Origin of the sequence: Kribbella sp. NPDC051936, from assembly GCF_040680955.1 — a bacterium.
GTDB lineage: Bacteria > Actinomycetota > Actinomycetes > Propionibacteriales > Kribbellaceae > Kribbella.
Genome location: NZ_JBFAXS010000011.1, coordinates 24,822 through 49,090 on the forward strand (window position 1 = coordinate 24,822; position 24,269 = coordinate 49,090).

The window sequence follows — 24,269 nt, forward strand, 5'->3', positions numbered from 1 at the left end:
CCCCCAGATTCCGACAACTTTCTTCGGTCCACATCCTGTGCATCGGCGTTTTCGCAGGTCAGACGCCAGATCTTGATCCTGCCGACCCCGGTTGTTCACATCGCGTTCCCCCGCCCGTCCACAGCGCCCGGCGGCGCGTCCCACAGGTTGCGCACAGAGTTATCCACAGGGGTGGACAACGCGGGCTTGCCACCGCCGCCGGCGTCTCCTAGCGTCGTCGGGAACAGGCTCCCGGACCGCTTCCGGGGCCGCTCGGAGGGGAAGCCGAGTGGTCGCGGAGGCGGACCACCGGGAGCCTGTTCCGTGTGGGCGAAACTTTCGGTAAGGGCTTTCCCAGGCGGGATTACGCGGCGCGCTGAGCGGGAGGTGCGCTTGAACCGGCGAAAAGCTGCCGTAGGGTGATTCCCGACTGGGCCGAACGGCCTACGGCAGGAACGGTCTGCCGTTAGCATCCAACGACTGCCCGGGGCGAGACCCCGGGCTGAAATTCAGAGCAAGGAGAGGGCCCTCATGGCAGAGACCTGGAGCGGCGAGTTCTACTGCGTCAAGTGCAAGGCCAAGCGCACCGCCGACGGCGAGGTCAAGGTCAACGACAAGGGCACGCGCATGGCGAAGGCCAAGTGCCCCGAGTGCGGTACGAACCTGAACCGGATCCTCGGCAAGGCCTGACGCACCAAGTCGTAGAGGCGGTGTCCGGCACGTTGCGCGTGCCGGACACCGCCTTTCGTCGTCCCCGGGCCCGCGACACACGGGCCCCCGCCGGAGCTGGGCTTGGGTGACCGGACAGAATGGGAGCGTGTCGGACCTTCCTCGCAAGGCGCTGAGCCGGACCGCGAAACTTGCCAGCCTGCCGCTCGGCGCCGCCGGGCGGGCCACGGTCGGCCTGGGCAAGCGCATCGGCGGTGCGCCCGCGGAGGCCGTGCTCGCCGAGTTCCAGCGCCGTACCGCGGACCAGCTGTTCGCCGTCCTGGGTGAGCTCAAGGGCGGCGCGATGAAGTTCGGGCAGATGCTCAGCCTGATGGAGTCGGCGATGCCGGAGGAGTTCGCGGCGCCGTACCGGGCGACCCTGACCAAGCTGCAGGACTCCGCCCCGCCGATGCCGGCCTCGACCGTGCACACGATCCTGTCGCGGGAGCTCGGCAAGCGCTGGCGGGACCGCTTCGAGGAGTTCGACGACCGGCCGGCCGCGGCCGCGTCGATCGGCCAGGTGCACCGCGGGCGGCTGAAGGACGGCCGCGAGGTCGCGGTCAAGCTGCAGTACCCGGGCGCCGCCGAGGCCCTGCGCGCCGACCTGCGCCAGCTCGGCCGGTTCGGCCGGACGATCGGCACGATGATCCCGGGCCTGGACGTGAAGCCGCTGGTCGCCGAGCTGCAGGAGCGGATCGGCGAGGAGCTCGACTACGACCGCGAGGCGCAGGCCCAGCAGCAGTACGCCGACGCGTTCAAGGACCACCCGGAGTTCGTGGTGCCGCGGGTGGTCAAGCACTCGCCCACGGTGATCGTGTCGGAGTGGATCGAGGGCCGCCCGCTGTCGTCGTACATCACCGAGGGCACCAAACAGGAGCGGGACGCGATCGGGCTGAAGTACGTCCGGTTCATGTTCAGCGGACCGAAGTACGCCGGTCTGCTGCACTCCGACCCGCATCCGGGCAACTTCCGGGTGATGGCCGACGGCCGGCTCGGCGTGGTCGACTTCGGCCTCTGCGCGCGGCTCCCGGACGGCCTGCCGCCGGCAATCGGGCGGCTGCTGCGGATCTCGCTGAACGGCGACGGCGTCGCGGTCCGGGACGGGCTCAAGGCCGAGGGCTTCATCAAGCCGCGGATGGACATCGATCCCGAGCAGCTGATGGACTACCTGGCGCCGTTCGCGGAGCCGGCCCGCTCGGAGACGTTCCAGTTCAGCCGGGCCTGGATGCGCGCGCAGGCGAACCGGACCGGTGACTTCCGGTCGCCCAACGCGTCGCTGGCCCTGCGCCTCAACCTGCCGCCGTCGTACCTGCTGATCCACCGGGTGTGGATCGGCGGGATCGCCGTCCTGTCCCAGCTCGAGGCCGAGGCGCCGTTCCGCGCCGTCCTGGAGGAGCTGCTGCCGGGCTTCACCGACGACTGAGGGCAGGCAGCGCCCGCAGGGTGACCGCGAGCAGGATCGTCATCGCGGTCAGGGCCACGGCGGTCAGTGCGGCCGCCAGGTGGAGGCCTGAGGTGAAGGCGTCGCGGGCCTGGTCGAGTACGTCGGCCGCGGCCCCCTGGCTGACTGCTTCGCCCAAGGAGTTGCCGCCACGACCGTCCGTCCGGCCGCGGTACACCGCGGTGACGAGGCTGCCGAGGACCGCGATCCCGAGGGCGTAGCCGAATTCGTTGCCGGTCTGGGTCAGCGCGCCCGCCGAGCCGGCCTTCTCCGGCGGGACCGACCCGATCACCAGGTTCGTCCCCAGGATGACCAGGGCGCCCGGCCCGAAGCACTCGAACGCGAAGGCGATCACCAGCACGGTGGTCGACGTGGTCAGGCTGACGACGACCATGCCGACGACGGTGAACGCGACGCCGACCGGGATCAGGACCCCCGGGCGGATCCGCTGCGCCAGCCTCGGGGCGAGCTGGAAGCCGATCGTGGACGTGATCATGCCCGGCACCAGCGCGAGACCGGCCTGCAGCGGAGTCATCCCCTTCACCAGCTGGAAGTACTGCGCGACGAACACCATCACCCCGCCGGACAGCATCGAGTACGCCGTCATGCTGCCGAGCGTCACGCTGAAGGTGCGGCGCGTGAACAGCCGTACGTCGACGAGCGGGTCCGCCAGGTGCAGCTGCCGCCGTACGAAGATCCAGCCGAACGTCGCACCGGCCACCAGCGCCACGACCGACTCCGCGCCGGCGCCGTGCGCGGCGAGGTGCTTCAGGCCGTGGATCGCCGGCAGGATCGCGGCCAGCGACAGGACGACGCTCGGCCCGTCGATCCGCCCGGCCCGCTCGTTGCGGTACTCCGGGAGGATGAACGGCCCGGCCGCGAGCAGTGCCACCATCGCGGGGACGCCGATCAGGAACGCCGAGCCCCACCAGAAATGGTTGAGCAAGACGCCGCCGACGATCGGGCCGACGATCGCGCCGACGGTGAAGCACCCGCCCCAGACGCCGAGCGCGGTGGCCCGCTGCCGCTCGTCCGGGAAGATCGTCGAGATCAGCGACAGGGTGCACGGCGCGATCGCGGCGCCGGCGATCCCCAGCACCGCGCGAGCGCCGATCAGCATGCCGGGGCTGACGGAGTACGCCGCCACGATCGAGGCGACGCCGAACACGGCAGCGGCGATCAGCAGCAGCCGGCGGCGCCCGATCCGGTCGCCCAGGGTGCCCATGGTGATCATCAGGCCGGCGACCATGAAGCCGTACACGTCCAGGATCCACAGCTGCTGGCTGCTCGTGGCGCCGAGCGCCTCGGTGACGGCCGGAACGGCGAGCAGCATCACGAACAGGTCGAGCGACACCAGGAGCGTGGCCAGGCACAGCACACCCAGCGCGATCCACTGCCGCCTGCTGGTCACCACGGCGTCTACCTCGAGGGTCATCGATCCGGTCCTTCCGAGAGGGTGTCTTCACCCCCTGCGTCGAGCGGATCGGCCGTGGATCGACACATCGCCCGGATTTTGTCCCAGCCGTGCCCTAGCGTGGTCGGTTCCTGCCGACGATGGGAGCTGGACCATGAACCGGATCGGGAATCTGCCGGAGGTCGTGTCGCCCGAGGACTGGCTCGTGGCGCGCCGGGAGCTGCTGGCGCGGGAGAAGGAGGTGACCCGCGCACGGGACCGGCTGAACGCCGAGCGACGGCGGCTGCCGATGGTCCGGATCAGCAAGGCGTACGTGTTCGAGGGTCCGGACGGGCCGGTCAGCCTGCTCGACCTGTTCGCGGGGCGCCAGCAGCTGGTGATGCATCACTTCATGTTCGGTCCGGACTGGGACGAGGGCTGTCCGAGCTGTTCGTCGGCGGCCGACGAGATCGGCAACCTGCGCCAGCTGCACGTCCGCAACACGTCGCTGGTCGCGGTCTCCCGAGCGCCGTACGAGAAGCTCGCGGCGTTCAAGGCCCGGCTGGGCTGGACGTTTCCGTGGTACTCGTCGTACGGGAGCGACTTCAACTACGACTTCCACGCAACCCTGGACGACCGGGTCGCGCCGGTGCTGCTGCACTTCCGCACGCAGGAGGAGCTGGCCGCGGAGAAGGGCACGCCCTGGACGGACGGGCCGTGGACGCCGGACATGAACGGCGAGGAGATGCCGGGGATCAGCACGTTCCTGCGGGTCGACGACGACGTCTTCCACACCTACTCGACCTTCGGGCGCGGCATCGAGGACTTCCACAACTGCTATCGGTACCTCGACCTCACGGTCCTCGGCCGCCAGGAGGCGTGGGAGAAGCCCGCCGGCCGGGCCGAACCGCTCGGGCTGCACGTCGGCGGTCCCGCGATGCGCGTCCCCGATCGGTACGAGGGGTGACTCACCAGTAGACCGGGTCCAGCTTGCCCTCGATGTTGCGGACGTTCTCCCGGGCGCACCGGTCGCAGTACAGCAGCTTGCGGCCGTCCTCGATCGAGGTCACCCAGGTCAGCGGCGCGTCCTCCGACTCCGCCTGCCGACCACACAACGCACAGGTAGCTCTGCTCACGGGCCATAGTGTTGCACCACCGGTCCCCAGGAATCTCCGCACCTCGGCGTTGAACGCCTCGGGTTCCTCGAGGTTGATCTCGTGACCGGCTCCGGGCAGCACCACGAGCTCCGCGGCGGGGATCGCCGACCACAGGGCCGCGGCGACCGTGCGGACCGGCGCGCGCTGGTCGCGCTCGCCCCAGATCAGCAGAGTGGGCACGGCCACGGTCGGCAGCACCGCGGTCAGATCCGACTCGGCGAAGGCGTTCAGCATCGGCAAGGTCCCGGCCCGGCGGCTCTCGAGCATCATCGTCCGGACCAGCTCCAGCGTCCCCGGCGGCACTGGCCCCTCGAAGAAAGTCGGCAGGTAGCCGTCCAGCCACTCCTCCGGCGGCCGGTCGACCTCCGCCCGGACCCGCCGGATCCGGGCCTCGGCTTCCTCCGGCGAGAGGGAGCCCTTCCAGCCGGCGTACGCCCCCGCCAGGACCAGCGAGCGCACGAGCCGCGGGTGGCGCTCCCACACGGCCAGCGCGAGGCCGCCGCCGAAGGATAGGCCGCACAGAGCGGCACGCTCGACGCCGAGCTCGACGAGGAGCGCGGCCACATCGTCCGCGTAGCCGGCCATCGTCATCTCGCCGGGCGGGTCGTCGGAGCCGCCGCAGCCGGGCGCGTCCCAAGCGATCACGTCGTACCGGTCGGCGAGCCCGGCCAGCTGCGGCCGCCAGGCGCGGCCGTCGCTCCACCCGCCGTGCAGCAGCACCAGCGCCGGCCCCGCCCCAGCCCGGTGGTAAGCCAGCTTCCTGCCGTCGATGTCAACCAACTTCATCGCCCGGCACCTCCCCCCGCCTATGCTCCTCAGCATGCGCTGGGTGATCCACGGTGAGGAAGAGGCTTGGTCCAATCCGTGGCTGAGCGTACGGCGGCTGGACGTGGAGCAGCCCGACGGGCGCCGGTTCGACTACCACGCGGTCCGGTTGAAGGACATCGCCGCCGCGGTCGTCACCCGGGACGGCTGTGTGCTGCTGATGTGGCGGCACCGGTTCCTGACCGATACCTGGGCGTGGGAGATCCCGATGGGGATCATCGAGCCTGGTGAGACTCCGGAGGCCGCCGCGGCGCGGGAGCTCGAGGAGGAGACCGGCTGGCGGGCGGACGGGCTGACCGAGCTGATCCGCTCCGAGCCCGCCGCCGGGATCACCGACTCCCGGCACTTCGTCTTCCGGACGACCGGTGTGCGGTACGCCGGACCGCCGACCGAGCTGAACGAGTCCGACCGGATCGAGTGGATCCCGCTGGCCGACGTCCCGGCGATGATCGCCCGGCACGAGATCGTCAGCGGCATCACGCTGGTCGGGCTCCAGCAACTGCTGCTGTCCGAACGTGGCTGAGGGGCGGCACCCCCGGTGGGTGCCGCCCCTCAGTGATTCAGCTGGTCAGGCTGTGCTTCTGGTGGATCAGACCAGGCGGGCGAGTGCGAGGCGCGCGCGTGCGCTGGCCCTCTCGGCTCGCCGGCCGGCCCGCTCGGCCTGCTTCTGCGCCTTCTCGATCTGGTGAGCGAGGCGGAAGCGCCGGTTCTGCTCTGCGTCGTTCAGCAAAGTACGACAATGAGCACGGGCGAGATCTTCATGAAGTAAATGCATTTCGGTGCTCCTGGTAAAAGTCTGAGTGGTCACGTTCGGACTCGATTCGGATGGGTTGAGGTCGTCAGGCTGCGGTTACGGTGTCACTCTTGCGGGGACGCCCACGGGGCCGCTTGCGCGGAACCACCACTCCCTGGACGAACAGCTCGCCGCCCCACACTCCCCACGGCTCGGAACGCTCGAGCGCTCCGGCCAGGCACTCGGCCTTCAGCGGGCAGGTGGTGCACAGCGACTTTGCGTACTCGACGTCCGCCGGCGATTCGGCGAAGAAGAGTTCTGGCGCGTAGGACCGACAGGGCAGGTCCTGCGACGTTGCGACCTCGGTGAAGACATCGAGGAAGCTAACGCTCATTCCGGTCACCTCCCAGTGACTTTGGTGCTGATCTCTTGTCGTCCGTGACGGCTGCCGGTTGACAGCCACCAAAACTGTGTTGACAAACAAAAGGGCCGCGGGACCCTATCGGGTTCCGCGGCCTTGGAGGTGCCGGCTCTGACGCTTGTCAGACCGGTGGACTCCATGCTCGAGAACCCGAACCGCCGTGCTTCACATCGCCGACAGCTCCGCCCTTGAACTGGGCAGCGCCGGAAGCCATGAGCACAACGGTCGCGACGTGCAGGCGCGGCGAGGCACCCTGAATCGGGGCGCACGGCAGCGCGGCAGCGTCGCTGAACGGCTTCTTGACCGTGTTGATGTTCATTCCAGGGCACCTCCTCTCGTTGTGGCGAAGCGGGCGGTTAGCTCGATCGCTATGGTGGTTTGAAGTTTTCGGCCAGGCTTCGACCGCAGAAAGAACAGTACGCCGTCCGCGCCGGAGCCTGCAAACTATTTATCGCCAGTTCGCGAAGTTGGCCGGAAGTTGCCGCTCCGGCGGCCGGATCTGGCTGCCGAACCCTGCTTCCGGCACGCTCCGGGGCGCCGTCCGCACGCTCCGAGATCGTTGCCTCTGTCACCTAACTGCCACGTCTGCCAGGAGCAGAATGCGGCACGTCCTCCAGCATGCGCCGCGATCGCCTTCCCGGCAAGCACATTTAGCCCCGCCGGGCGGGGTACCGCAGGGACGCGACCTGGGGGTGAGGAGGCCGGCGATGACGAATGAGAGAGCAGTGGGAGTTCCGGGCGGCGAGGCAGGCAGGCCACGCGAGATCCCGGCCCGCGGGTGGTGGCAGATCCTGCGGCGGGCGTGGGCCGAGGCCAAGGCCGACCAGGTGCCGTTGCTGGCCGCCGGTGTCGCGTTCTTCGGGTTCCTGTCCGTGTTCCCGGCGATCATCGCGGCCGTCCTCGCCTACGGGCTGGTCGCGGATCCGGCGCAGATCCGGAACCAGGCCGAGGACCTGGCGAAAGCGATGCCGGCCTCGGGCCGCGATCTGCTCCTGCAGCAGATCGACTCGCTCACCTCCGCCCCGCAGCGCAGCCTCGGCATCGGTGTCGCGATCGCCGTCCTCCTCGCGCTGTGGAGCGCGTCGAGCGGCATCGGCTACCTGATCACCGCCGTCAACCTCGCGTACGACGAGGAGGAGTCGCGGGGATTCGTCCGCCGGAAGGCGCTCGCCCTCGGCCTGACGCTGGGTGCGATCGTCTTCGTCCTGCTCGCCGCCGCGCTGTTCTCGGTCGGGGCCGCGATCGGGAACGACGTACCGGCCCCGGTGCGCTACGCGCTCGTCGCGCTCCGGCTGGTGCTCGCCCTGGTCCTGATCAGCATCGCGCTGGCAGTCATCTACCGGATCGCCCCGAACCGGGAAGCGCCTCAGGTCCGCTGGGTCTCCGTCGGCGCCGGCGTCGCCACCGTCATCTGGCTGCTCGCCTCGATCGGTTTCTCGGTGTACGTCGAAACGTTCGGGAGCTACGCGAAGACCTACGGCAGTCTGGCGGCGGTGGTCGTCCTGCTGTTGTGGCTCTGGCTCACCGCCTACGCCATCTTGCTCGGTGCGGAGATCAACGCAGAGTCGGAGCAGCAGACGATCCGCGACAGCACCTCCGGCGAACCGCGACCGCTCGGTGCGCGCGGGGCCGTGAAGGCGGACTCGGTCCCGGCCAAGGACTGACTACCGGGTACAGAGGTTGAGGATCTTCTCGCCGTACTTGGACAGCTTGGTGTTGCCGATGCCGGGGATCTGGCGGAGGGCCTGGGCGTCGCCCGGCCGGGTCTCGGCGATCGCGGTCAGGGTCGCGTCGGTGAGGATCACGAACGCGGGCATCCGCTCGGTCTCGGCCTGCTCGGTGCGCCACTCGACGAGCGCGTCGTACAGCTTCTGGTCGATCGTGGACGGGCAGTCCTCGCAGCGGCCGAGCTTGCGGGCGCCCGGGTCGAGCAGGCCGCGCCCGCAGACGCGACACTTTGGGATCGGGCGGCCCGAGCGGGGCTCGCCCGACGGGCGCTCGTAGCCGACGGACGTCGACGGGGTCCACTCGGTCCGCGCCGTCCGGACGCCGATCGGGTCCAGGAAGCGCGTCGGTCCCCGCGTGCCGCGGCCGCCCGGCGAGCGGGAGGTGGACCAGCTGATGAACAGCTGCTGCTTGGCCCGGGTCACCCCGACGTAGAACAGCCGCCGCTCCTCCTCCACCTGGGCCGGCGTCTGGGCGTAGCTGATCGGCAGCGTGCCCTCATGGGCCCCGACGATGAAGACGCACTCCCACTCCAGGCCCTTCGCCGCGTGCAGCGTCGCCAACGTGACGCCCTCCGCCAACGGCGCGTGCTGGATCGTCGCCCGCCGGTCCAGCTCGGCCATCAGCTCCGGCAGCCGGGCCTCGGGATGCTCGGCCGCGAAGTCGCTCGCCATCGTCACCAGCGCGCTCAGCGACTCCCACCGGTCCCGCACGGCGCCGGTCCCGGTCGGCGGCTCCTGCGTCCATCCCGCCCCGGCCAGCACTCCGGTCACAGTGGTGACCAGGTCGTCCGAGCCTTCGCCGGCCTTGACCTGCCCCCGCAGCAGTACGGCGGCCTGGCGGATCTCCGCCCGCTCGAAGAACCGCTCCGCGCCCTTCAGCACGGTCGGGATCTTCCGCTCGGCCAGCGCCTGCTCGAAGTTCTCCGACTGCGCGTTGGTCCGGAACAGGACGGCGATGTCCCGCAGCGGCACACCCTCGTCCCGCAGCCGGACGACGGCTCGCGCCACGGCGTCCGACTCCGCGACCTCGTCGGAGTACTCCCGGTAGACCGGAACCGGGCCGGCCTCCTTCTGCGACCGCAGCGTGACCCGCCCGGGCAGCCCGGTCGGTCCGGCCGCATCCAGGATCTTGTTCGCCACGTCGACGATCTGCGGCGTCGAGCGGTAGTCGCGGACCAGCTTGATCACGGTCGCCGACGGGTGCCGGGCCGCGAAGCGCACCAGGTTCTCCGGGTCGGCGCCGGCCCATGAGTAAATGGTCTGCGCCGGGTCCCCGACCACGCAGACATCCTCACGGCCGCCCAGCCAGAGGTCGAGCAGGCTCTGCTGCAGTGGTGAGACGTCCTGGTACTCGTCCACGACGAAGGTCCGGTACTGCCGGCGGATCTCCGCGGCCACTCGCTCGTCCTCCGCCAGCAGCGCGACCGTGCAGAGCAGCACGTCCTCCAGGTCGATCCGGCCGCGCTCCAGCTTGACGTCCTCGTACGCCGCGAAGATGCGGGCGATCGTCGGCGGGTCGAAGGCCGCCAGCGCCCGCGCCGACCGGGGCGCCAGCCGCGCGTAGTCGTCCGGGCGGACGTTGCTCACCTTGGCCCACTCCACCTCACCGGCCAGGTCGCGCAGCGCGGGCGTGTCCACCCGGACCCGGCAGCGGGACGCGGCCTCGGTCAGCAGCGGGAACTTGCGGTCCGCGATCGGCGGCAGCTCCCCGCCGTACACCTTCGGCCAGAAGAAGCGGGCCTGGCGGAGCGCGGCGGAGTGGAACGTGCGGGCCTGCACGCCCTGGACGCCGAGCTGCGCGAGCCGGCCGCGCATCTCCCCGGCGGCCCGCTGGGTGAACGTCACCGCGAGCACCCGGACCGGGTCGAAGGTGCCGGTACGCACGCCGTACGCGATCCGGTGGGTGATGGCCCGGGTCTTCCCGGTGCCCGCGCCGGCCAGCACCGCGACGGCCCCGTGCAACGAGGTCGCGACCGCCCGCTGCTCCGGATCGAGGGCCTCGAGGAGGTCATCGGCGGAGCCGGGTCGTGTGAAGTCGCTCACGGGCTGGGTCATGCGGGAACAGCACCACCTGCAACATGGTTCGGATACGTCGAGGGCAACCCTAGACGGCGCGCCCGACATAATCCCCTCCCACTCCACAAGGAGTCCGCCGATGTCGGCATTCACGATGTACTCCACGCCTTGGTGCGGCTACTGCCACCGGCTCAAGGGCCAGCTCAAGCGAGCCGGCATCGAGTTCACCGAGATCGACATCGAGCAGGTGCCGGGCGCGGCCGAGATCGTCGAGAAGATCAACAACGGGAACCAGACGGTCCCGACGGTGGTCTTCCCGGACGGAACCGCGATGACCAACCCGTCGCTCGCCCAGGTCGCGGACAAGCTCGTCGCCTGACACCCGACTCAGGTCATATCGCCTGAGTTATGGACTTTACGGTCATGGCCGTTATACCTTGCGATGAACGCCGTCGCAGGGAGTCCGCCCATGTTCTCGCGCCGTTCATTCCGCCATGCCCTGATCACGCTCGCCGCCGTGCTCGGCCTGCTCGCCACGAGCGGCCTGCACGCGGCGGCGGCCCCGCCGGGCGACGCGCCCCCGGACCTGCCGCACCCGTTCCCGTCGGAGAACTGGCCGCTCGGCACGCCGACGAAGCCGTTCGCGCCCAGTGCCGATGTCGTCAAGGACCTCGGCTCGCCGGTCAGTTCGCTGACGATCATGGAAGGCGCGATCGGCCGCACCCCTGACGGGCGCGACGTCGTGTACGCCGTGCCAGCAGGTGAAAACGCCCGTTTGAACGTGGTCGACCTGCACACCCGCGAGCTGATCCGGACCGTGCCGTTGCAGGGCGCGGCGGGTGGCTGGGCGATCGTCGTGACGCCGAACGGCGACGTCTACCTCGGTACGTACGCCAACGCGCATCTGTACCGCTACAGCCCCGCCACCGGCGAGGTGACCGACCTGGGTCAGCCCATCCCCGGTCAGTCCCAGATCTACGGCCTGACGTCCGACCCGGCCGGCAACGTGTACGCCGGGACGTACCCGAACGCCCACGCGTTCAAGTACGACACCACGACGGGACAGGTCACGGACTACGGCTCGCTCGACCCGGTGCAGCAGTACGCCCGGTCCACGGTCTACGACCCCGACCACAACAAGTTGTTCGTCGGCGTCTCCACCCCGAACGCTCGGCTGCTCCGCATCGACCCGGACACCAAGGTGGTCGAGGACATCACTCCCCCGGGCACGACCGCGAAGGACTTCATCGACCTGGACTACGCCGGCGGCAAGGTGTTCGCGAACGCCAGCAGCCGGCTGGTCGTGGTGGACGCGGTCACCGGTGAGCAGGTCAAGTACACCGACGCCACCACCGGTCAGCTCGTGATGGACTACCCGATCGCCGCCCGCGGTGTCTCCGCCGCCGGGCCGGGTGGCGTCTACTTCACCAACAACACCCTGTCGCTCACGCATTACGACCTGAGCACCAACACGGTCGGTCCGGTCTCGCCGCCGCGCACGCTGACCCGTGGCGCGTCCATCGGCTACGGCTGGGTGACCGAGAACGGCGTACCGGTGCTGTACGGCCTCGCCGGCAACTACTCCGGCGGCACGTTCCGCTACAACCCGGCGGACGGGACGCTCGCGCAGTGGAGCTCGCCGTTCCAGTACGTACCGTCGCCGCTGATGCACGAGCTGGCCGACCCCAGCACGGGCAAGGTGTTCGTCAACGTCTACCTGAACGGCTCCACCGCCGTGTACGACCCGGCGACCGGTAAGTCGACGGTCACCACGCGGCAGGGCCAAGTGGAGGGCTGGGCCTGGGACGGCAACGGCAAGATGTACGTCGGCATCTACCCGTACGGCCGGCTGTCGCTCTGGGATCCGAGGCAACCGGACAGCCCGACCAACCCGAAGGAACTGTTCAGCCTGGTCGACAGCGACCACCAGAACAGGCCGGTCGCGGTGGTCCCGGCGGGCAACCGCGTGTACGTCGGCACCACCCCGGCGTACGGCGAGTACGGCGGCGCGCTGACCGTGTACGACGTAGCGACCGGCAGCCACACGGTCTACCGCAACCTGGTGACCGACCAGACGATCTCCTCCGTCGTACCGGCAGGCGCTGACGTCTGGGTCGGCTCCAGCATCGAGGGCGGTCAGGGCACCGAGCCGCGGGCCACCGAGGCGCACCTGGTAAAGGTGAACCCGTCGACCGGACAGGTGCTCACCGACATCGTCCCGGTGTCAGGAGCGGCCAGCATCAACGAGTTGGTCACCGGACCGGACGGCAACATCTGGGGTCTGGCCGACGGGATCGTGTTCGTCCTCGATCCGTCGACCGGTGAGGTGAAGCGCCTGCTGCCTGTGTTCAGCGGATTCACCGGCTCACAGGACGGTGCGCTGTCCTGGCGCGACGGCTACCTGTATGGCGTGACCGGCGGCCGGCTGTTCGTGCTGGACATCCTGAGCGGCGACACGACCGTCCTGCGCAACCGCGGCCTCAACCGGCTCACCCAGACGCCGGACGGTACCTACTACACGCTGCTGCGGCCGGACGGCTACATCAACCCGACCAACCTGGCGTCGTACACGCCACCGGTCGACAGCTGTCCGCAGTCAGACCTCCGGCCGACGGTCTGGACCGGCAACATCGACAGCCACGTCCAGAACCGCTTCCTGACGTACGGCTGCACGCTGACCGACGTGCTGCCGGACGCCGAGGCGGACTGGCCGAGCCACAGCGCCTACGTCAGCGCGGTGGGTCAGAAGGTGCGAGAGCTCCAGGCCAACGGTTCCATCGAGCGCTGGGAAGGCACGCTCATCGTGACCGCCGCGGCCCGCTCCGACGTGGGCCGGTGATCACCAGCTCCCGGTGAGGCTGTCGCCGTACCAGCCTTCGATCAGGCGGCGGGAGATCGAGATCGCTCCCGGGAGGGCCATCGTGCCGGCTTCGACCAGCGCGCGGAGGTCCTCCCGGGTGAACCACTTCGCCTCGGCGATCTCGTCGGCGTCCACCTCGATGTCGAAACCGGTCGCCTTGGCGTAGAACCCGAGCATCAGGCTGGCGGGCAGCGGCCACGGCTGGCTGCCGGCGTACTGGATCTCCGGCCCGACGATCACGCCGGTCTCCTCGAGCACCTCCCGGCGGACGGTGGCCTCCAGGGACTCGCCGGGCTCCACGAAACCGGCCAGCGTCGAGTACCGGCCGGCGGGCCAGGCCTCGTTGCGGCCGAGCAGCGCGCGGTCCTGGTCGTCGGTGACGAGCACGATGATCGCCGGGTCGCTGCGCGGGAAGTGGCTGCGGCCGCAGACCGGGCAGTGCCGGACGTGGCCGGCCTCCACCACCTCGGTGTGTTCACCGCAGTTCGCACAGTGCGTGTGGACGCCGTGCCAGTTGGACAGGCCGATCATGTGGACGGCGATTCCCGCCTCGCGGTCGTCCAGGACGGCGCCCAGCTCGCGCAGACCGCCGTACGACTCGTCGGCCTCGCCCTCGGCCAGGACGCCGAAGACCGCGCGGCCCTCGGCGGTCATCCCGGCGCCCGACTCGCGGTCGATCCCGAGGAAGATGCGGGTGCCCTCGGGCGCCTCGGACGGCGGCACGAAGCGCAGCGCGGAGCGGTCGTCGACCACCTGGATCTGGTCGCCGGCCACCACGACCACCTGCGTCTCCGGCGAGACCCACGCCTTCTCCAGCCAATCGTCGTCACGGCGACGGTCGCCGGCGCGGTCGAGCACGGGTCGGGACAGGGCTAGCGAACCAGGTGCGATGGAGTAGGCCACGTACCTCAACATATCCCGCCCGCATGAGAGCATCCCGGCATGAGTATTCACATCGCCGCCGAGAAGGGGCAGATCGCACCGCGGGTGCTGTTCCCGGGGGACCCGCTGCGGGCCAAGTGGATCGCGGAGACCTACCTGTCCGACGTGATCTGCTACACCGAGATCCGCAACATGCTCGGGTTCACCGGCACCTACAAGGGTGAGCGCATCTCCGTGCAGGGCTCCGGCATGGGCCAGGCGTCCGCCTCCATCTACGCGAACGAGCTGTTCGAGGAGTACGACGTCCAGACGCTGATCCGGGTCGGCACCTGCGGCGCGCTCACCGAGGCGGTCCGGGTCCGCGACGTGATCGTGGCGATGTCCGCGAGCACCGACTCGCAGATGAACCGGCTGCGCTTCCACGGCATCGACTACGCCCCGACTGCCGACTACCAGCTGCTCCGCGCGGCGGTGGACGCGGCCGAGGCGGCCGGGCTGAACGTGCACGTCGGCCAGGTGTTCTCCGGCGACCTGTTCTACAACGACCGTCCGGACCTGGTCTCGCGGACCGCGGAGTACGGCGTGCTCGGCATCGAGATGGAGGCCGCGGCGCTGTACACGCTGGCCGCGAAGTTCGGCCGCCGCGCGCTCGGCATCATGACGGTGTCGGACCACCTGATCACGCACGAGGTGACGTCCGCGGAGGAGCGCCAGACGACGTTCTCCGAGATGATCACGATCGCGCTCGACGCGGCGATCGAGGTGCCGGTCTGAACCCGCGGTCCGGCGCTGCCGCACTGCTCTGCGCAGCGCTCCTCGCCGGGACGAGCGCATGCTCTGGCGACAAGCCGGAGCAGGCCGGCACCCCGAGCGCTTCAGGCACAACAGCGACCAGCACCACGCCCTCGGGACCTGAGGAGACGTTGCCCGACCTGACCGCCGCACAGGTCGTGGCTGCACTCAGCGCGAAGAGCTACCAGTGCAGCACCGACGAGGCGTACGAGACGTGCAGCCAGGGCACGACCTCGGTGCAGGTGCTCATCGGCAACCACCCGCGTCCGCCCGTGGTGTCGCTGCAAGCGTCCGGGTCGCCCGCGGAGGCGACGACGAAGCTGGCCGAATTCGCACCGCAGGCTCTCGAGCTGGCGCACGTGAACCCGCGCGGTCAGATCGTCGACTGGCTGACACAGCAGCAGGGCAAGACGACCGCCGCGACGACGGCCGGCAACTGGAGCGTCGAGTTCTCCACCGAGGCCGAGTCCGAGGCACCCGGTGCGATCCTCACCCTCACCGACAAGCTCTGCAAGGCGAACTGCGGAGCCGAGTAACCCGTCGGGCTACGCCGCGACCAGCTTGGGCAGGACCTGCAGCAGCCGGCCGGTCAGCAGGTCCGGGACCTTCTCCGGGTTGGCGGCGTAGCCGACGACGGCCTGCTCGAACAGGCCGTCGATCAAGGCGTACGCCGTCGGCGCGTCCACGGCCGCTGCGGTGCCGGTGAGATCGGCGTACCGACTGAGGATCCGCCAGATCATCTCTTCCAGCAGCTGGTCGATCGCCTCGACGTCCGGCCGGAGCTGCTCCTCGAACATGCTCTGCGCCCGCAGGTCGTACCAGAGCTTGTGCATCGGGGTCTCCTCGACCAGCGTCTGGGTCATCTTGCCCAGGAACCCGGTGACGAGGTCCTCCCCCGACGTCGCGGTCTCGACCACCTCGTCGTACCGCCGGGAGCACTTGGTCTTGTAGTAGCGCACGCAGTAGCTGATCAGATCGATCTTGTCGCGGAAGTAGTAGTGCACGACGCCGTGCGTGAACTCGGAGTTGTTCGCGATCTCCCGCAGGCTGGTGCGCGCGTACCCGAGCTCGCCGAGGGTCTTCAGCGCGGACTCGGCCAGCGCGATCCGGCGGCGCTCGATCTTGTCGATCCCGGAGACACGGGCAGGCCGCTCCTCAGCCGCGGACGCCACAGCACTCACCCACTCTCGAATCGGGGCCGATGCGTCAGAGTACCCCGCCCCGGGCCAGGCGCGTCCCGCGGCGGGGAGATTTCTTGACAAGTGTCAAACAAAGTCTTGACGAGTGTCAAAGGACTGGTCAGAGTGTGAAACAGCCCGTGCGAGCAGAAGGAGCTTCAGATGGGTTCACTCGATCTCTCCGGCCGCAAGGCCCTGGTCACCGGCGGCGCGCAGGGACTCGGCGAGGGGATGGCGAAAGCCCTCGCCGCGGCCGGCGCCAAGGTCGTGATCAGCGATATCCAGAAGGACGCCGGCGAGGCCGTCGCCGACGCGCTCGACCAGCAGTACGGCGGGGGCAACGGGTTCGTCGCCCACGACATCACCGACGACGGCGACTGGGAGAACGCGGTGGTCGCCGCCAACGACATCCTCGGCGGCCTCGACATCCTGGTGAACAACGCAGGCATCGAGATCACCAGCCTGCTCACCGAGGTGACCGCCGACCAGATCCGCAAGATGCTCGAGGTCAACGTGCTCGGCACCACGCTCGGCATCAAGTGGGGCCTGCGGACGATGCGCCCGGACGGCCTGGCCGGTCAGGGCGGCGCGATCATCAACGTCGCATCGGTCGCCGCCACCATCGCCTTCCCCGGCATCGCGGTCTACTCCGCGACCAAGTCCGCCGTCGACCGGCTGACCCGGGTCGCCGCGATGGAGTCCGGCAAGCTCGGGTACGGCGTCCGCGTCAACTGCATCTACCCGGGCCTGGTCCCGACCGCGATGGGCGCCGGCCTGGCGAACGACGTCGCGCAGCTCGGACTGTTCGAGTCGCCCGAGGCCGCGGTCGCCGCGGTGGTCGGGCTGACCCCGGCCGGCCGGCTCGGCGAGGTCTCGGACATGGCCGACGCGGTCGTCTTCCTCGCGTCCGAAGAGTCCCGCTTCATCACCGGTATCGGCCTGCCGGTCGACGGCGGAATGGGGATGTGATGACCACGAAACCCGTTGTCGTGTACGGCGCGTCCGGTTACACCGGGCGGCTCGTCTGCGAGTACCTGCGGCAGTATCACGTGCCCTTCGTGGCCGCCGGCCGTGACGAGACGAAGCTCAAGGCTTCTATGGACTCACATGTTCCCGGTATCGAGACAGCCGACTACGAGATCGCCGCGGTCGACCATGACGTTGCTGCGCTCACCGAGCTGTTCACGGGTGCGTCCGTCGTCCTCAACACGGTAGGACCGTTCAGCGAGCTCGGTCCGGTGGCGGTGGAAGCCGCACTCGCTGCGGGTGCGCACTACACCGACACGACCGGCGAGCAGGACTGGCTGATCACCTGCGACGAGAAGTACGGTCCGCGGTTCGCCGAGGCCGGTCTGGTGCTGGCTCCGGGCATCGCGCAGATGTACACGACCAGCGAGATCGCCGCGCAGCTCTGTCTCGAGCAGCCCGGGCTGGACTCTCTGGACATCGCGGTGTTCTGGGGCGGCAGCCCGACCATCGCTTCGACCCGCACGATCCTGGTGAACGCCGCGACGTCGAAGGCGCACTACTTGGAGGGCAACCAGTACGTCGAGTTCCCGGAGCAGGGTCTGGTGCCCCTGGTGGTTCCCGGCCGGCACGAGCTCGCCCTGTCGCTGCCATGGGGCGGCATGTCACATCCAGTGTGGTTCAAGCGCGATCCGCGGGTGGCGAACTGCAAGGCGCAGGGCGGCGTGTTCAACGCGGCGCTGATGAACGGGGTCCCGCAGATCGTCGCCGCGGCACTGGAGGCCACCAAGGACATGGCGCCGGACGAGCGGAACGCCGCACTGACGGAGACCGCCCGCCAGGTGATGAACGAGATGCCGCCACGCGAGAACCCGCGCGTCAACAAGACGCTGGACTCGGTGCATGCCTCCGGGCCGCTCGGCCGGGCGCACTGTGTCATCCACGGCAACAGCAACTACCAGCAGACCGGTCTGCTTCAGGCGTACGCGGCGTACTCGCTGCTGCAGACGCCGCCGAAGCGGGTCGGTTTCGCCAGTGGCTGTCAGGCCTTCGGTCACCGCGAGCTGCTCGGCGTACTGCGGAGCTTCGGGCTGGTGTCCGAGCCGCAGCTGACGGTGCAGCACTAGAGGAGTTGCTGTGCGGCTGGTCGACTACCTGGACAAGGGCGCATCGCTCGCGCCGGACGCCGCCTGCCTGACGACGGACGGCGAGTCGCTGACGTACGCCGAGGTGCAGCAGCTCTCGTACCGGATCGCGGGTGCCCTGGCGGCGACCGGCGTACGGCCGGGCGGCAAGGTCGCGATCCTGTCCGCGAACGACCCGGTGGCGTTCAGCTGTGTGTTCGGGATCAGCCGGGCGGGTGCCGTCTGGTGCCCGATCAATCCACGCAACGAGGCGGCCGAGAACCGGGAACTGCTCGACCAGTTCGACTGTGAAGTACTGATCTACCAGTCGGCGTTCGCACCGCTGGTGGACCGCATTCGGGACTCTTTGCCGAAGGTGCACACGTTCGTGTGTCTCGACGGGGAGCCCTCCTCCGGCCTCACCCCCCACCCCGCCGGCCGGAGGACCGTCGGCTGGGACGCGTTCTGCGGGGGCGCGTCCCAGCCGGCACCTGATCTGACCGATCCGGACGACCTGGCAATGATCGTCGGGACCGGCGGTACGACGGGCCGGCCGAAAGGGGTGATGCTCGGCAACGCCAACCTGGAGACGATGACCGCGCTGACGCTGATGGGCTACCCGTTCGGCGAGCGACCGGTCTACCTGGCACTGGCACCGCTGACGCACGCGGCCGGCGTGCTGTGTTTCCCGGTGCTCGCATGCGGCGGCGAGATCGTGATCATGCGAGCTCCCGACGTACACGCGTTCCTGGAGCTGATACTGCGGCACGGGGTGACGCACACGTTCCTGCCGCCGACGCTGATCTACATGGTGCTGGCGGCGCCGGAGCTCGACTCCACGGACCTGTCGTCGTTGCGGTGCTTCTGGTACGGCGCGGCGCCGATGTCGGTCGCCCGGCTCGAGGAGGCACTGCAGCAGATCGGTCCGGTGATGGCGCAGCTGTTCGGGCAGACCGAGGCGCCGATGATGATCTCGATGTTGCCGCCGGCAGCGCACTTCGATGCCGCCGGCAACGTCGCCCGGGGACGGCTGTCATCCGCGGGACGGCCGTCCCCGCTGGTTACCGTGGCGATCATGGGAGCCGACGGCGAACTGCTCCCGCACGGCGAGCGCGGCGAGATCGTGGTGCGCGGGTCGCTGGTGATGAAGGGGTACTACCGCAACGCCGAGGCGACCGCAGCAGCTTCGGCGTACGGCTGGCACCACACCGGCGACATCGGCTACCTGGACGCGGAGAACTACCTCTACATCGTCGACCGGGCCAAGGACATGATCATCACCGGCGGCTTCAACGTGTACTCCACCGAGGTGGAGCAGGCGCTGATGGCGCACGCCGCCGTCCAGGACTGCGCGGTGATCGGTCAGCCCGACGAGAAGTGGGGCGAGCGGGTCGTGGCCGTCGTCCAGCTCCAGCCGGGCGCCTCGGTGGACGCTGCCGAGCTGATCGCGTTCGCGAAGGCGCGCATCGGCAGCGTGAAGGCGCCGAAGGAAGTGCTCGTCTGGCCCGACCTGCCACGCTCCAAGGTCGGCAAGGTGGTCAAGCCGGACATCAAGGCCCGCTTAGCTGCTACCGGCTGAGGCACCTGCAGACGAGGCCACCACGATGGCTGCCGTGACGGCGGCCTGCATCTCGGTCACGGCCTTCTTGACCGCGGCGGCCGCCCAGTCCGAGTCGGCGATCTCTTTCGCGCGCTTCTTTAGCGCCTTCTTGTCCACCGCGTCCGTGACCACCTTCGGTACGACGTTCAGCGCGCTGAGGAGAGCGATCAACGCGGCCGTGCGCTCGTCCGGCGTCGTACCGACCTTCAGCACGCTCTCGAGCTTCCCGCGCACGTCCTGCTCATGCCGCGCGTCCTTGGCGGGCCAGCGCGTCACCGGAAACAGACCGAGCACCCTGCCCTGGTCCTGCTCCAGCACACCCCGCTCGGCGAGCCGGGCCAGCAGTTGGTCGCGCAGGCGCTTCGAGAGCGCACCGATCTGGTCCTTCGGCTTCTTCCCAGGCCTCTTGACGACGTACGCCAGGCGCTCGTCCAAGATCGGATCACCGGTCGGAGCACCGTCCAGCACGTGCAGGCGACCGGCCTTGCCGTCGACGGTGACGTCGAGCTTCTGGCCCAGCGTGAGCTCGATCAGCACCGCACCGGCCAGCGCGTAGTCCAGGCCGGGCGACCCGGTGAGCGGCTTGCCGGTCTCGTCGTCGTACAGGAGCAGCAGCAGATCCTCGGCGATCAACATGCCTCCACCGTAGGCACCACCGACTGCCCGGCGCATCCACCGCGCGGACTACCGCGAGGGTCCGTCCAGAGGCTCAGGTAGGGTCTACTAAGGTAAGCCTTAGCTAACATGCCCGCCCAGCCTGAAAGCAGCTCCGCCATGACCAGAGCACTGCCCGAGCCGACGTACCGGCGCTTCGTCGCCGGCCTCGGCACCCTCAGCCTCCGGCCGTTCGACCTCACCGAGGACGTGACCACGCTGCACAGCTGGGTCACCCAGCCGTACGCGCGGTACTGGGGACTGCTGACCGCGTCGGTCGCCGATGTGCACGCGGAGTACCGCAGGATCGCCGGGAGCCCGCACCACGACGCGTTCATCGGCGAGCACGACAGGCGGCCGGCGTTCCTGATGGAGCGCTACGCCCCGGCGTACGACGCTGTCGGTCAGGTGTACGACGCGGCGCCCGGCGACGTCGGCATGCACGTCCTGGTCGGGCCGCCGACGGCGCCGATTCCCGGGTTCACCGGGGCGGTGTTCGAGACGATCATGGACAGCCTGTTCAGCGATCCGCTGGTCGACCGGGTGGTGGTCGAGCCCGACGTACGGAACGTGAAGATCCAGGCGCTGAACGCGCGGATGGGGTTCCGCAAGCACAGCATCGTGACACTGCCCGGCAAGCAGGCATGGCTGAGCTTCTGCACCCGCGACCAGTACGCCGACGCGCACCGGATGAACGAGGCGGGCTGATGAACGACTGGGAGATCGTCAACCAGGCGCTGGTCCGGAAAGCGTTGTCGGAATTCACCCACGAGCGCATTCTCGAGCCTGTTGCCGACGGCAATGAGTATGCGGTCGGCCGGTACCGGTTCACGGCACGGCGCTATCCCTTGAATCACTGGGACATCTCGGCGGTGGTGCGTGACGACGGTTTGCCCGTCGACGCGCTGGAGTTCGTCACGGAGTTCCATGTGCAGCTCGGGATCGGGCGGGACATGCTGCCGGTCTACCTGGAGGAGATCAGCAGCACGCTGGCGTCGGCGGCGTACAAGCTGTCGAAGCCCGATCTGACGGCGACGGACCTGGTCACCGCGGACTTCCAGACGATCGAGGCCGCGATGACCGAGGGGCATCCGTGCTTCGTGGCGAACAACGGACGGCTCGGGTTCGGCCTCACGGACTACCTGGCGTACGCGCCCGAGACGGGCGCGGGTGTGCAGCTGACGTGGATCGCGGCCCGGCGGGACCGGACCACCGTTTCCTGCAGTTCCTCGTTGGCCTTCGACGCGTTCATGCGGTCGGAGTTGGGCGAGGAGACGCTGGCGCGGTTCGCCGAGATCGCCGATCCTGCGGAGTACGTTTACCTGCCGCTGCATCCGTGGCAGTGGGACAACAAGACCTCGATCACCTTCGCAGCGGACATTGCTTTGCGGCACATCGTCCACCTCGGCTCGACGGACGATGTCTATCAGCCGCAGCAGTCGATCCGGACGTTCTTCAACCGGTCCGCGCCGTCGCGCTGTTATGTGAAGACGGCCTTGTCGGTGCTCAACATGGGGTTCATGCGCGGGTTGTCGCCGTCGTACATGGCCGCGACGCCGGCGATCAACGACTGGGTGCATTCGGTCGTCTCGAACGACCCTGTCTTCAAGCGGTACGGGTTCACCGTCCTGCGGGAGATCGCCGCGGTCGGGTTCCACAACCGGTACTACGAGAACGCGACGGACAAGACCTCGCCGTACCGGAAGATGCTGTCGGCGCTGTGGCGAGAGAGCCCGGTGCCGTCGCTGGAGCCCGGCGAACGGCTCGCGACGATGGCGTCGCTGCTGCACGTCGACCGGCACGGGGCGTCGCTGGCCGCGGCGCTGGTGCGGGCGTCCGGGCTGGCGCCGGCGGACTGGTTGCGCGCGTACGTCGACGCGTATCTGATCCCGTTGCTGCACAGCTTCTACGCGTACGAGCTCGTGTTCATGCCGCACGGCGAGAACCTGATCCTGGTGCTGCGGGACGCGATCCCGATCCGGGTGATCATGAAGGACATCGCCGAGGAGATCGCCGTCCTGAGTCCGTCGACACCGGTACCGGCCGAGGCGGAGCGGGTGCGGGCCGACGTACCGGACGACGAGAAGCTGCTGTCGATCTTCACCGACGTGTTCGACTGCATCTTCCGGTTCCTGTCACCGCTGCTCGACCGTGAAGGCCTGCTGACGCCGGCCGAGTTCTGGTCGGTGGTGGCGTCGTCGATCCGCGACTACCAGGCGGCCACGCCGGAGCTCGCCGAGGCGTTCGCGAAGTACGACATCTTCGCGCCGTCGTTCGCGCTGTCCTGCTTGAACCGGCTGCAGTTGCGCAACAACCAGCAGATGGTCGACCTGACCGACGTCGCCGGGTCCTTGCAGTTCGCCGGGACCTTGGACAACCCGCTGATCACGGAAGTAACTGACTGACCAGGGTGCTTGTGGATAACTCCCGCGGCAGTACGGCGAAATCGGTCAAGCTGATGGAGTGACCACAGTCTCCGCTCCGCACGACGGCCGCCGGTACGAAGTGCTGGAGGGCCGCCTGCTGATCACCGGCGCCCAACCACCGGCCCACCACGCCGCCGTCGTCGCCCTGATGATCCGCCTGAAACACGCCTGCCCGGCTGACCTGCTCGTCGCGGTCAACTCCCTCGACTACCGCCCCGACCTCAACACCACCCTCCGCCCCGACCTCCTGATCTGCCACCGCACCGACGCCGGCCCCCACCTCCTCACAGCCCCACCCGTCCTCGCGGTCGAGGTCCTCTCCCCCACCACCCGAACCACCGACATCGTCCTCAAACGCGCCGTCTACGAGCAACACGGTATCCAGTCCTACTGGCTTCTGGACCCCACCACCCAAGAACTAACCATCCTCGACCTGACCCCCACCGGCTACACCTGCCAGGCGGTCATCCAGTCCGAGGAAACCTTCCACACCACCACCCCGTTCCCCCTCACACTCACCCCTGCAGACCTCACCAAATGACCCACCGAACGGGGCATCCAAGGGCATCCAGGGGCAGATCAGCGAAACGGCACCAACCACCCCTCAACTGCCGCCATGCTGGTTGTGTGATCGAGAAGGAGGCACCACCATGGGGTACGTGGAAACACTTGAGCCGGGACACTTCACGCTGGCCGATCTCGAAACGCTTCCCGACGACGGGAACCGCTACGAGGTGGTCGACGGGATGCTGCTGGTGACGCCCGCGCCGTTGACGGTCCATCAGACAGCGGTCGTCGAACTCACCTATGTTCTTCGGCATAGCTGCCCAGGCGACCTGAAAGTGCTGGTTGCACCGACGGACTACCGGCCGACGCCGACGAGATCGGTACAGCCCGACGTGCTCGTCTGCCACCGGAAAGATGTCGGACGCAAGACGATCGAGCAGCCGCTGCTACTGGCGGTCGAGGTACTGTCCCAGTCGACCAGCCTGGCGGACCGGGTCCTCAAGCGACGTTTGTACGAGCAGGCCGGCGTGACGTCGTACTGGATCTTCGACCCGGCCGAAGAAGAACTGACCGTGCTCGAACTCGAAGGCGATGCCTACGTCGAGCGGGCAGTTGTCACCGGCAAGGACGCGTTCGAGGCCGAGCTGCCGTTCCCGGTTCGTATCGTCCCCGCCGACCTCGTCATCTAGCACCAGCGGGGCAACCCGGGGCAGATGCTTATCTGCCCTCCCGTACTTGGGCCTGTCCGGTGCAGGCGCTGGGCATGTGGTCTGCCGAACCTGGTGAATTCACGCTTGCTGATCTCGACGCTGCACCGGACGAGGGTGCGCGGTACGAGCTGGTCGACGGAGTTCTGCCGCTGACCTACATGTCGTCGGTG

The 24,269-nt window shown here is 68.9% G+C and carries 25 protein-coding genes; 16 read left to right on the plus strand and 9 right to left on the minus strand.

The annotated features are described in order from the left end of the window. The first annotated feature begins 510 nt into the window (after positions 1-510). Both AB0L64_RS34415 and AB0L64_RS34420 read left to right on the plus strand, forming a co-directional pair. Complete coding sequence (locus AB0L64_RS34415) at positions 511-669, plus strand: DUF5679 domain-containing protein (protein ID WP_012922897.1); 159 nt, start codon at positions 511-513, stop codon at positions 667-669. A 127-nt stretch (positions 670-796) separates the two neighbouring features. Continuing rightward, the gene (locus AB0L64_RS34420) at positions 797-2,110 is read left to right on the plus strand and encodes an AarF/ABC1/UbiB kinase family protein (protein WP_355700193.1); all 1,314 of its coding nucleotides are present in this window, start codon (positions 797-799) and stop codon (positions 2,108-2,110) included. On the opposite strand, the gene AB0L64_RS34425 is transcribed toward AB0L64_RS34420, so the two are convergent. After that, positions 2,097-3,563, minus strand: a complete 1,467-nt coding sequence (locus tag AB0L64_RS34425) for an MFS transporter (protein ID WP_363717101.1) — start codon at positions 3,561-3,563, stop codon at positions 2,097-2,099. The genes AB0L64_RS34420 and AB0L64_RS34425 overlap by 14 nt on opposite strands. Positions 3,564-3,696: 133 nt before the next feature. Between AB0L64_RS34425 and AB0L64_RS34430 the strand changes: the two genes are divergently transcribed. Then, positions 3,697-4,488 (plus strand): DUF899 domain-containing protein, encoded by a 792-nt coding sequence (locus AB0L64_RS34430; RefSeq protein ID WP_363717103.1) that lies wholly within the window; start codon positions 3,697-3,699, stop codon positions 4,486-4,488. A 1-nt stretch (position 4,489) separates the two neighbouring features. Here the strand turns inward: AB0L64_RS34430 and AB0L64_RS34435 are convergent, their stop codons facing one another. Beyond that, the gene (locus AB0L64_RS34435) at positions 4,490-5,464 is read right to left on the minus strand and encodes an alpha/beta hydrolase (protein WP_363717105.1); all 975 of its coding nucleotides are present in this window, start codon (positions 5,462-5,464) and stop codon (positions 4,490-4,492) included. Positions 5,465-5,498: 34 nt separating this feature from the next. Between AB0L64_RS34435 and AB0L64_RS34440 the strand changes: the two genes are divergently transcribed. Next, positions 5,499-6,026: an NUDIX hydrolase gene (locus tag AB0L64_RS34440; protein ID WP_359925742.1), complete on the plus strand. Its 528-nt coding sequence runs from the start codon at positions 5,499-5,501 to the stop codon at positions 6,024-6,026. 66 nt (positions 6,027-6,092) lie between these two features. Here AB0L64_RS34440 and AB0L64_RS34445 read toward each other — a convergent pair whose 3' ends face one another. The 3 genes from AB0L64_RS34445 to AB0L64_RS34455 all read right to left on the minus strand — a co-directional run bounded on the left by AB0L64_RS34445 (position 6,093) and on the right by AB0L64_RS34455 (position 6,976). After that, positions 6,093-6,233, minus strand: a complete 141-nt coding sequence (locus tag AB0L64_RS34445) for a hypothetical protein (protein ID WP_355700199.1) — start codon at positions 6,231-6,233, stop codon at positions 6,093-6,095. A 109-nt stretch (positions 6,234-6,342) separates the two neighbouring features. After that, complete coding sequence (locus AB0L64_RS34450; RefSeq protein WP_131285495.1) at positions 6,343-6,630, minus strand: WhiB family transcriptional regulator; 288 nt, start codon at positions 6,628-6,630, stop codon at positions 6,343-6,345. Positions 6,631-6,778: 148 nt separating this feature from the next. Beyond that, complete coding sequence (locus AB0L64_RS34455) at positions 6,779-6,976, minus strand: hypothetical protein (RefSeq protein ID WP_359925748.1); 198 nt, start codon at positions 6,974-6,976, stop codon at positions 6,779-6,781. A 388-nt stretch (positions 6,977-7,364) separates the two neighbouring features. Here AB0L64_RS34455 and AB0L64_RS34460 point away from each other — a divergent pair, with 388 nt between their 5' ends. Then, entirely contained in the window at positions 7,365-8,321 is a 957-nt protein-coding gene (locus tag AB0L64_RS34460) for a YihY/virulence factor BrkB family protein (RefSeq protein ID WP_363717109.1), read from the plus strand. Here the strand turns inward: AB0L64_RS34460 and AB0L64_RS34465 are convergent, their stop codons facing one another. Beyond that, positions 8,322-10,439 carry an ATP-dependent DNA helicase UvrD2 gene (locus tag AB0L64_RS34465; protein WP_363717112.1) on the minus strand — a complete coding sequence of 706 codons (2,118 nt, stop codon included), beginning with the start codon at positions 10,437-10,439 and terminating at the stop codon, positions 8,322-8,324. Between the two features lie 100 nt (positions 10,440-10,539). Between AB0L64_RS34465 and AB0L64_RS34470 the strand changes: the two genes are divergently transcribed. After that, a complete protein-coding gene (locus AB0L64_RS34470) occupies positions 10,540-10,779 on the plus strand; it encodes a mycoredoxin (protein ID WP_355700203.1) in 240 nt (79 codons plus the stop codon). A gap of 90 nt (positions 10,780-10,869) precedes the next feature. After that, the gene (locus AB0L64_RS34475) at positions 10,870-13,239 is read left to right on the plus strand and encodes a hypothetical protein (RefSeq protein ID WP_363717114.1); all 2,370 of its coding nucleotides are present in this window, start codon (positions 10,870-10,872) and stop codon (positions 13,237-13,239) included. Here AB0L64_RS34475 and nudC read toward each other — a convergent pair whose 3' ends face one another. Then, the gene (nudC, locus tag AB0L64_RS34480) at positions 13,240-14,163 is read right to left on the minus strand and encodes an NAD(+) diphosphatase (protein ID WP_363717116.1); all 924 of its coding nucleotides are present in this window, start codon (positions 14,161-14,163) and stop codon (positions 13,240-13,242) included. It lies immediately after the preceding gene. Positions 14,164-14,202: 39 nt separating this feature from the next. Here nudC and deoD point away from each other — a divergent pair, with 39 nt between their 5' ends. Both deoD and AB0L64_RS34490 read left to right on the plus strand, forming a co-directional pair. After that, positions 14,203-14,916 carry a purine-nucleoside phosphorylase gene (gene deoD, locus AB0L64_RS34485; protein WP_363717118.1) on the plus strand — a complete coding sequence of 238 codons (714 nt, stop codon included), beginning with the start codon at positions 14,203-14,205 and terminating at the stop codon, positions 14,914-14,916. Between the two features lie 149 nt (positions 14,917-15,065). Then, a complete protein-coding gene (locus AB0L64_RS34490; RefSeq protein WP_363717120.1) occupies positions 15,066-15,470 on the plus strand; it encodes a hypothetical protein in 405 nt (134 codons plus the stop codon). A 9-nt stretch (positions 15,471-15,479) separates the two neighbouring features. On the opposite strand, the gene AB0L64_RS34495 is transcribed toward AB0L64_RS34490, so the two are convergent. Beyond that, entirely contained in the window at positions 15,480-16,115 is a 636-nt protein-coding gene (locus AB0L64_RS34495; RefSeq protein ID WP_355700208.1) for a TetR/AcrR family transcriptional regulator, read from the minus strand. A 159-nt stretch (positions 16,116-16,274) separates the two neighbouring features. Here AB0L64_RS34495 and AB0L64_RS34500 point away from each other — a divergent pair, with 159 nt between their 5' ends. Genes AB0L64_RS34500 through AB0L64_RS34510 form a run of 3 tightly spaced genes read left to right on the plus strand, consistent with a single transcriptional unit; the run spans position 16,275 to position 19,781 of the window. Then, a complete protein-coding gene (locus AB0L64_RS34500; RefSeq protein WP_363717123.1) occupies positions 16,275-17,081 on the plus strand; it encodes an SDR family oxidoreductase in 807 nt (268 codons plus the stop codon). After that, positions 17,081-18,205: a DUF5938 domain-containing protein gene (locus AB0L64_RS34505; RefSeq protein ID WP_363717125.1), complete on the plus strand. Its 1,125-nt coding sequence runs from the start codon at positions 17,081-17,083 to the stop codon at positions 18,203-18,205. Before AB0L64_RS34500 ends, AB0L64_RS34505 begins: the two co-directional genes overlap by 1 nt. A gap of 10 nt (positions 18,206-18,215) precedes the next feature. After that, positions 18,216-19,781: an AMP-binding protein gene (locus AB0L64_RS34510; protein ID WP_363717127.1), complete on the plus strand. Its 1,566-nt coding sequence runs from the start codon at positions 18,216-18,218 to the stop codon at positions 19,779-19,781. Here AB0L64_RS34510 and AB0L64_RS34515 read toward each other — a convergent pair. Further along, positions 19,764-20,438: a GPP34 family phosphoprotein gene (locus tag AB0L64_RS34515; RefSeq protein WP_363717129.1), complete on the minus strand. Its 675-nt coding sequence runs from the start codon at positions 20,436-20,438 to the stop codon at positions 19,764-19,766. The two genes, AB0L64_RS34510 and AB0L64_RS34515, sit on opposite strands and share 18 nt — an antisense overlap. A 138-nt stretch (positions 20,439-20,576) precedes the next feature. Here AB0L64_RS34515 and AB0L64_RS34520 point away from each other — a divergent pair, with 138 nt between their 5' ends. The 4 genes from AB0L64_RS34520 (at position 20,577) to AB0L64_RS34535 (ending at position 24,078) form a co-directional block, all read left to right on the plus strand. Then, positions 20,577-21,164, plus strand: a complete 588-nt coding sequence (locus tag AB0L64_RS34520; protein ID WP_363717132.1) for a GNAT family N-acetyltransferase — start codon at positions 20,577-20,579, stop codon at positions 21,162-21,164. Then, positions 21,164-22,861, plus strand: coding sequence for an IucA/IucC family siderophore biosynthesis protein (locus tag AB0L64_RS34525; protein ID WP_363717134.1), 1,698 nt, complete (start codon positions 21,164-21,166; stop codon positions 22,859-22,861). Before AB0L64_RS34520 ends, AB0L64_RS34525 begins: the two co-directional genes overlap by 1 nt. 58 nt (positions 22,862-22,919) lie before the next feature. Next, positions 22,920-23,423 (plus strand): Uma2 family endonuclease, encoded by a 504-nt coding sequence (locus AB0L64_RS34530; RefSeq protein ID WP_363717136.1) that lies wholly within the window; start codon positions 22,920-22,922, stop codon positions 23,421-23,423. 109 nt (positions 23,424-23,532) lie between these two features. After that, positions 23,533-24,078, plus strand: coding sequence for a Uma2 family endonuclease (locus tag AB0L64_RS34535; RefSeq protein ID WP_363717138.1), 546 nt, complete (start codon positions 23,533-23,535; stop codon positions 24,076-24,078). Positions 24,079-24,269 lie beyond the last annotated feature (191 nt).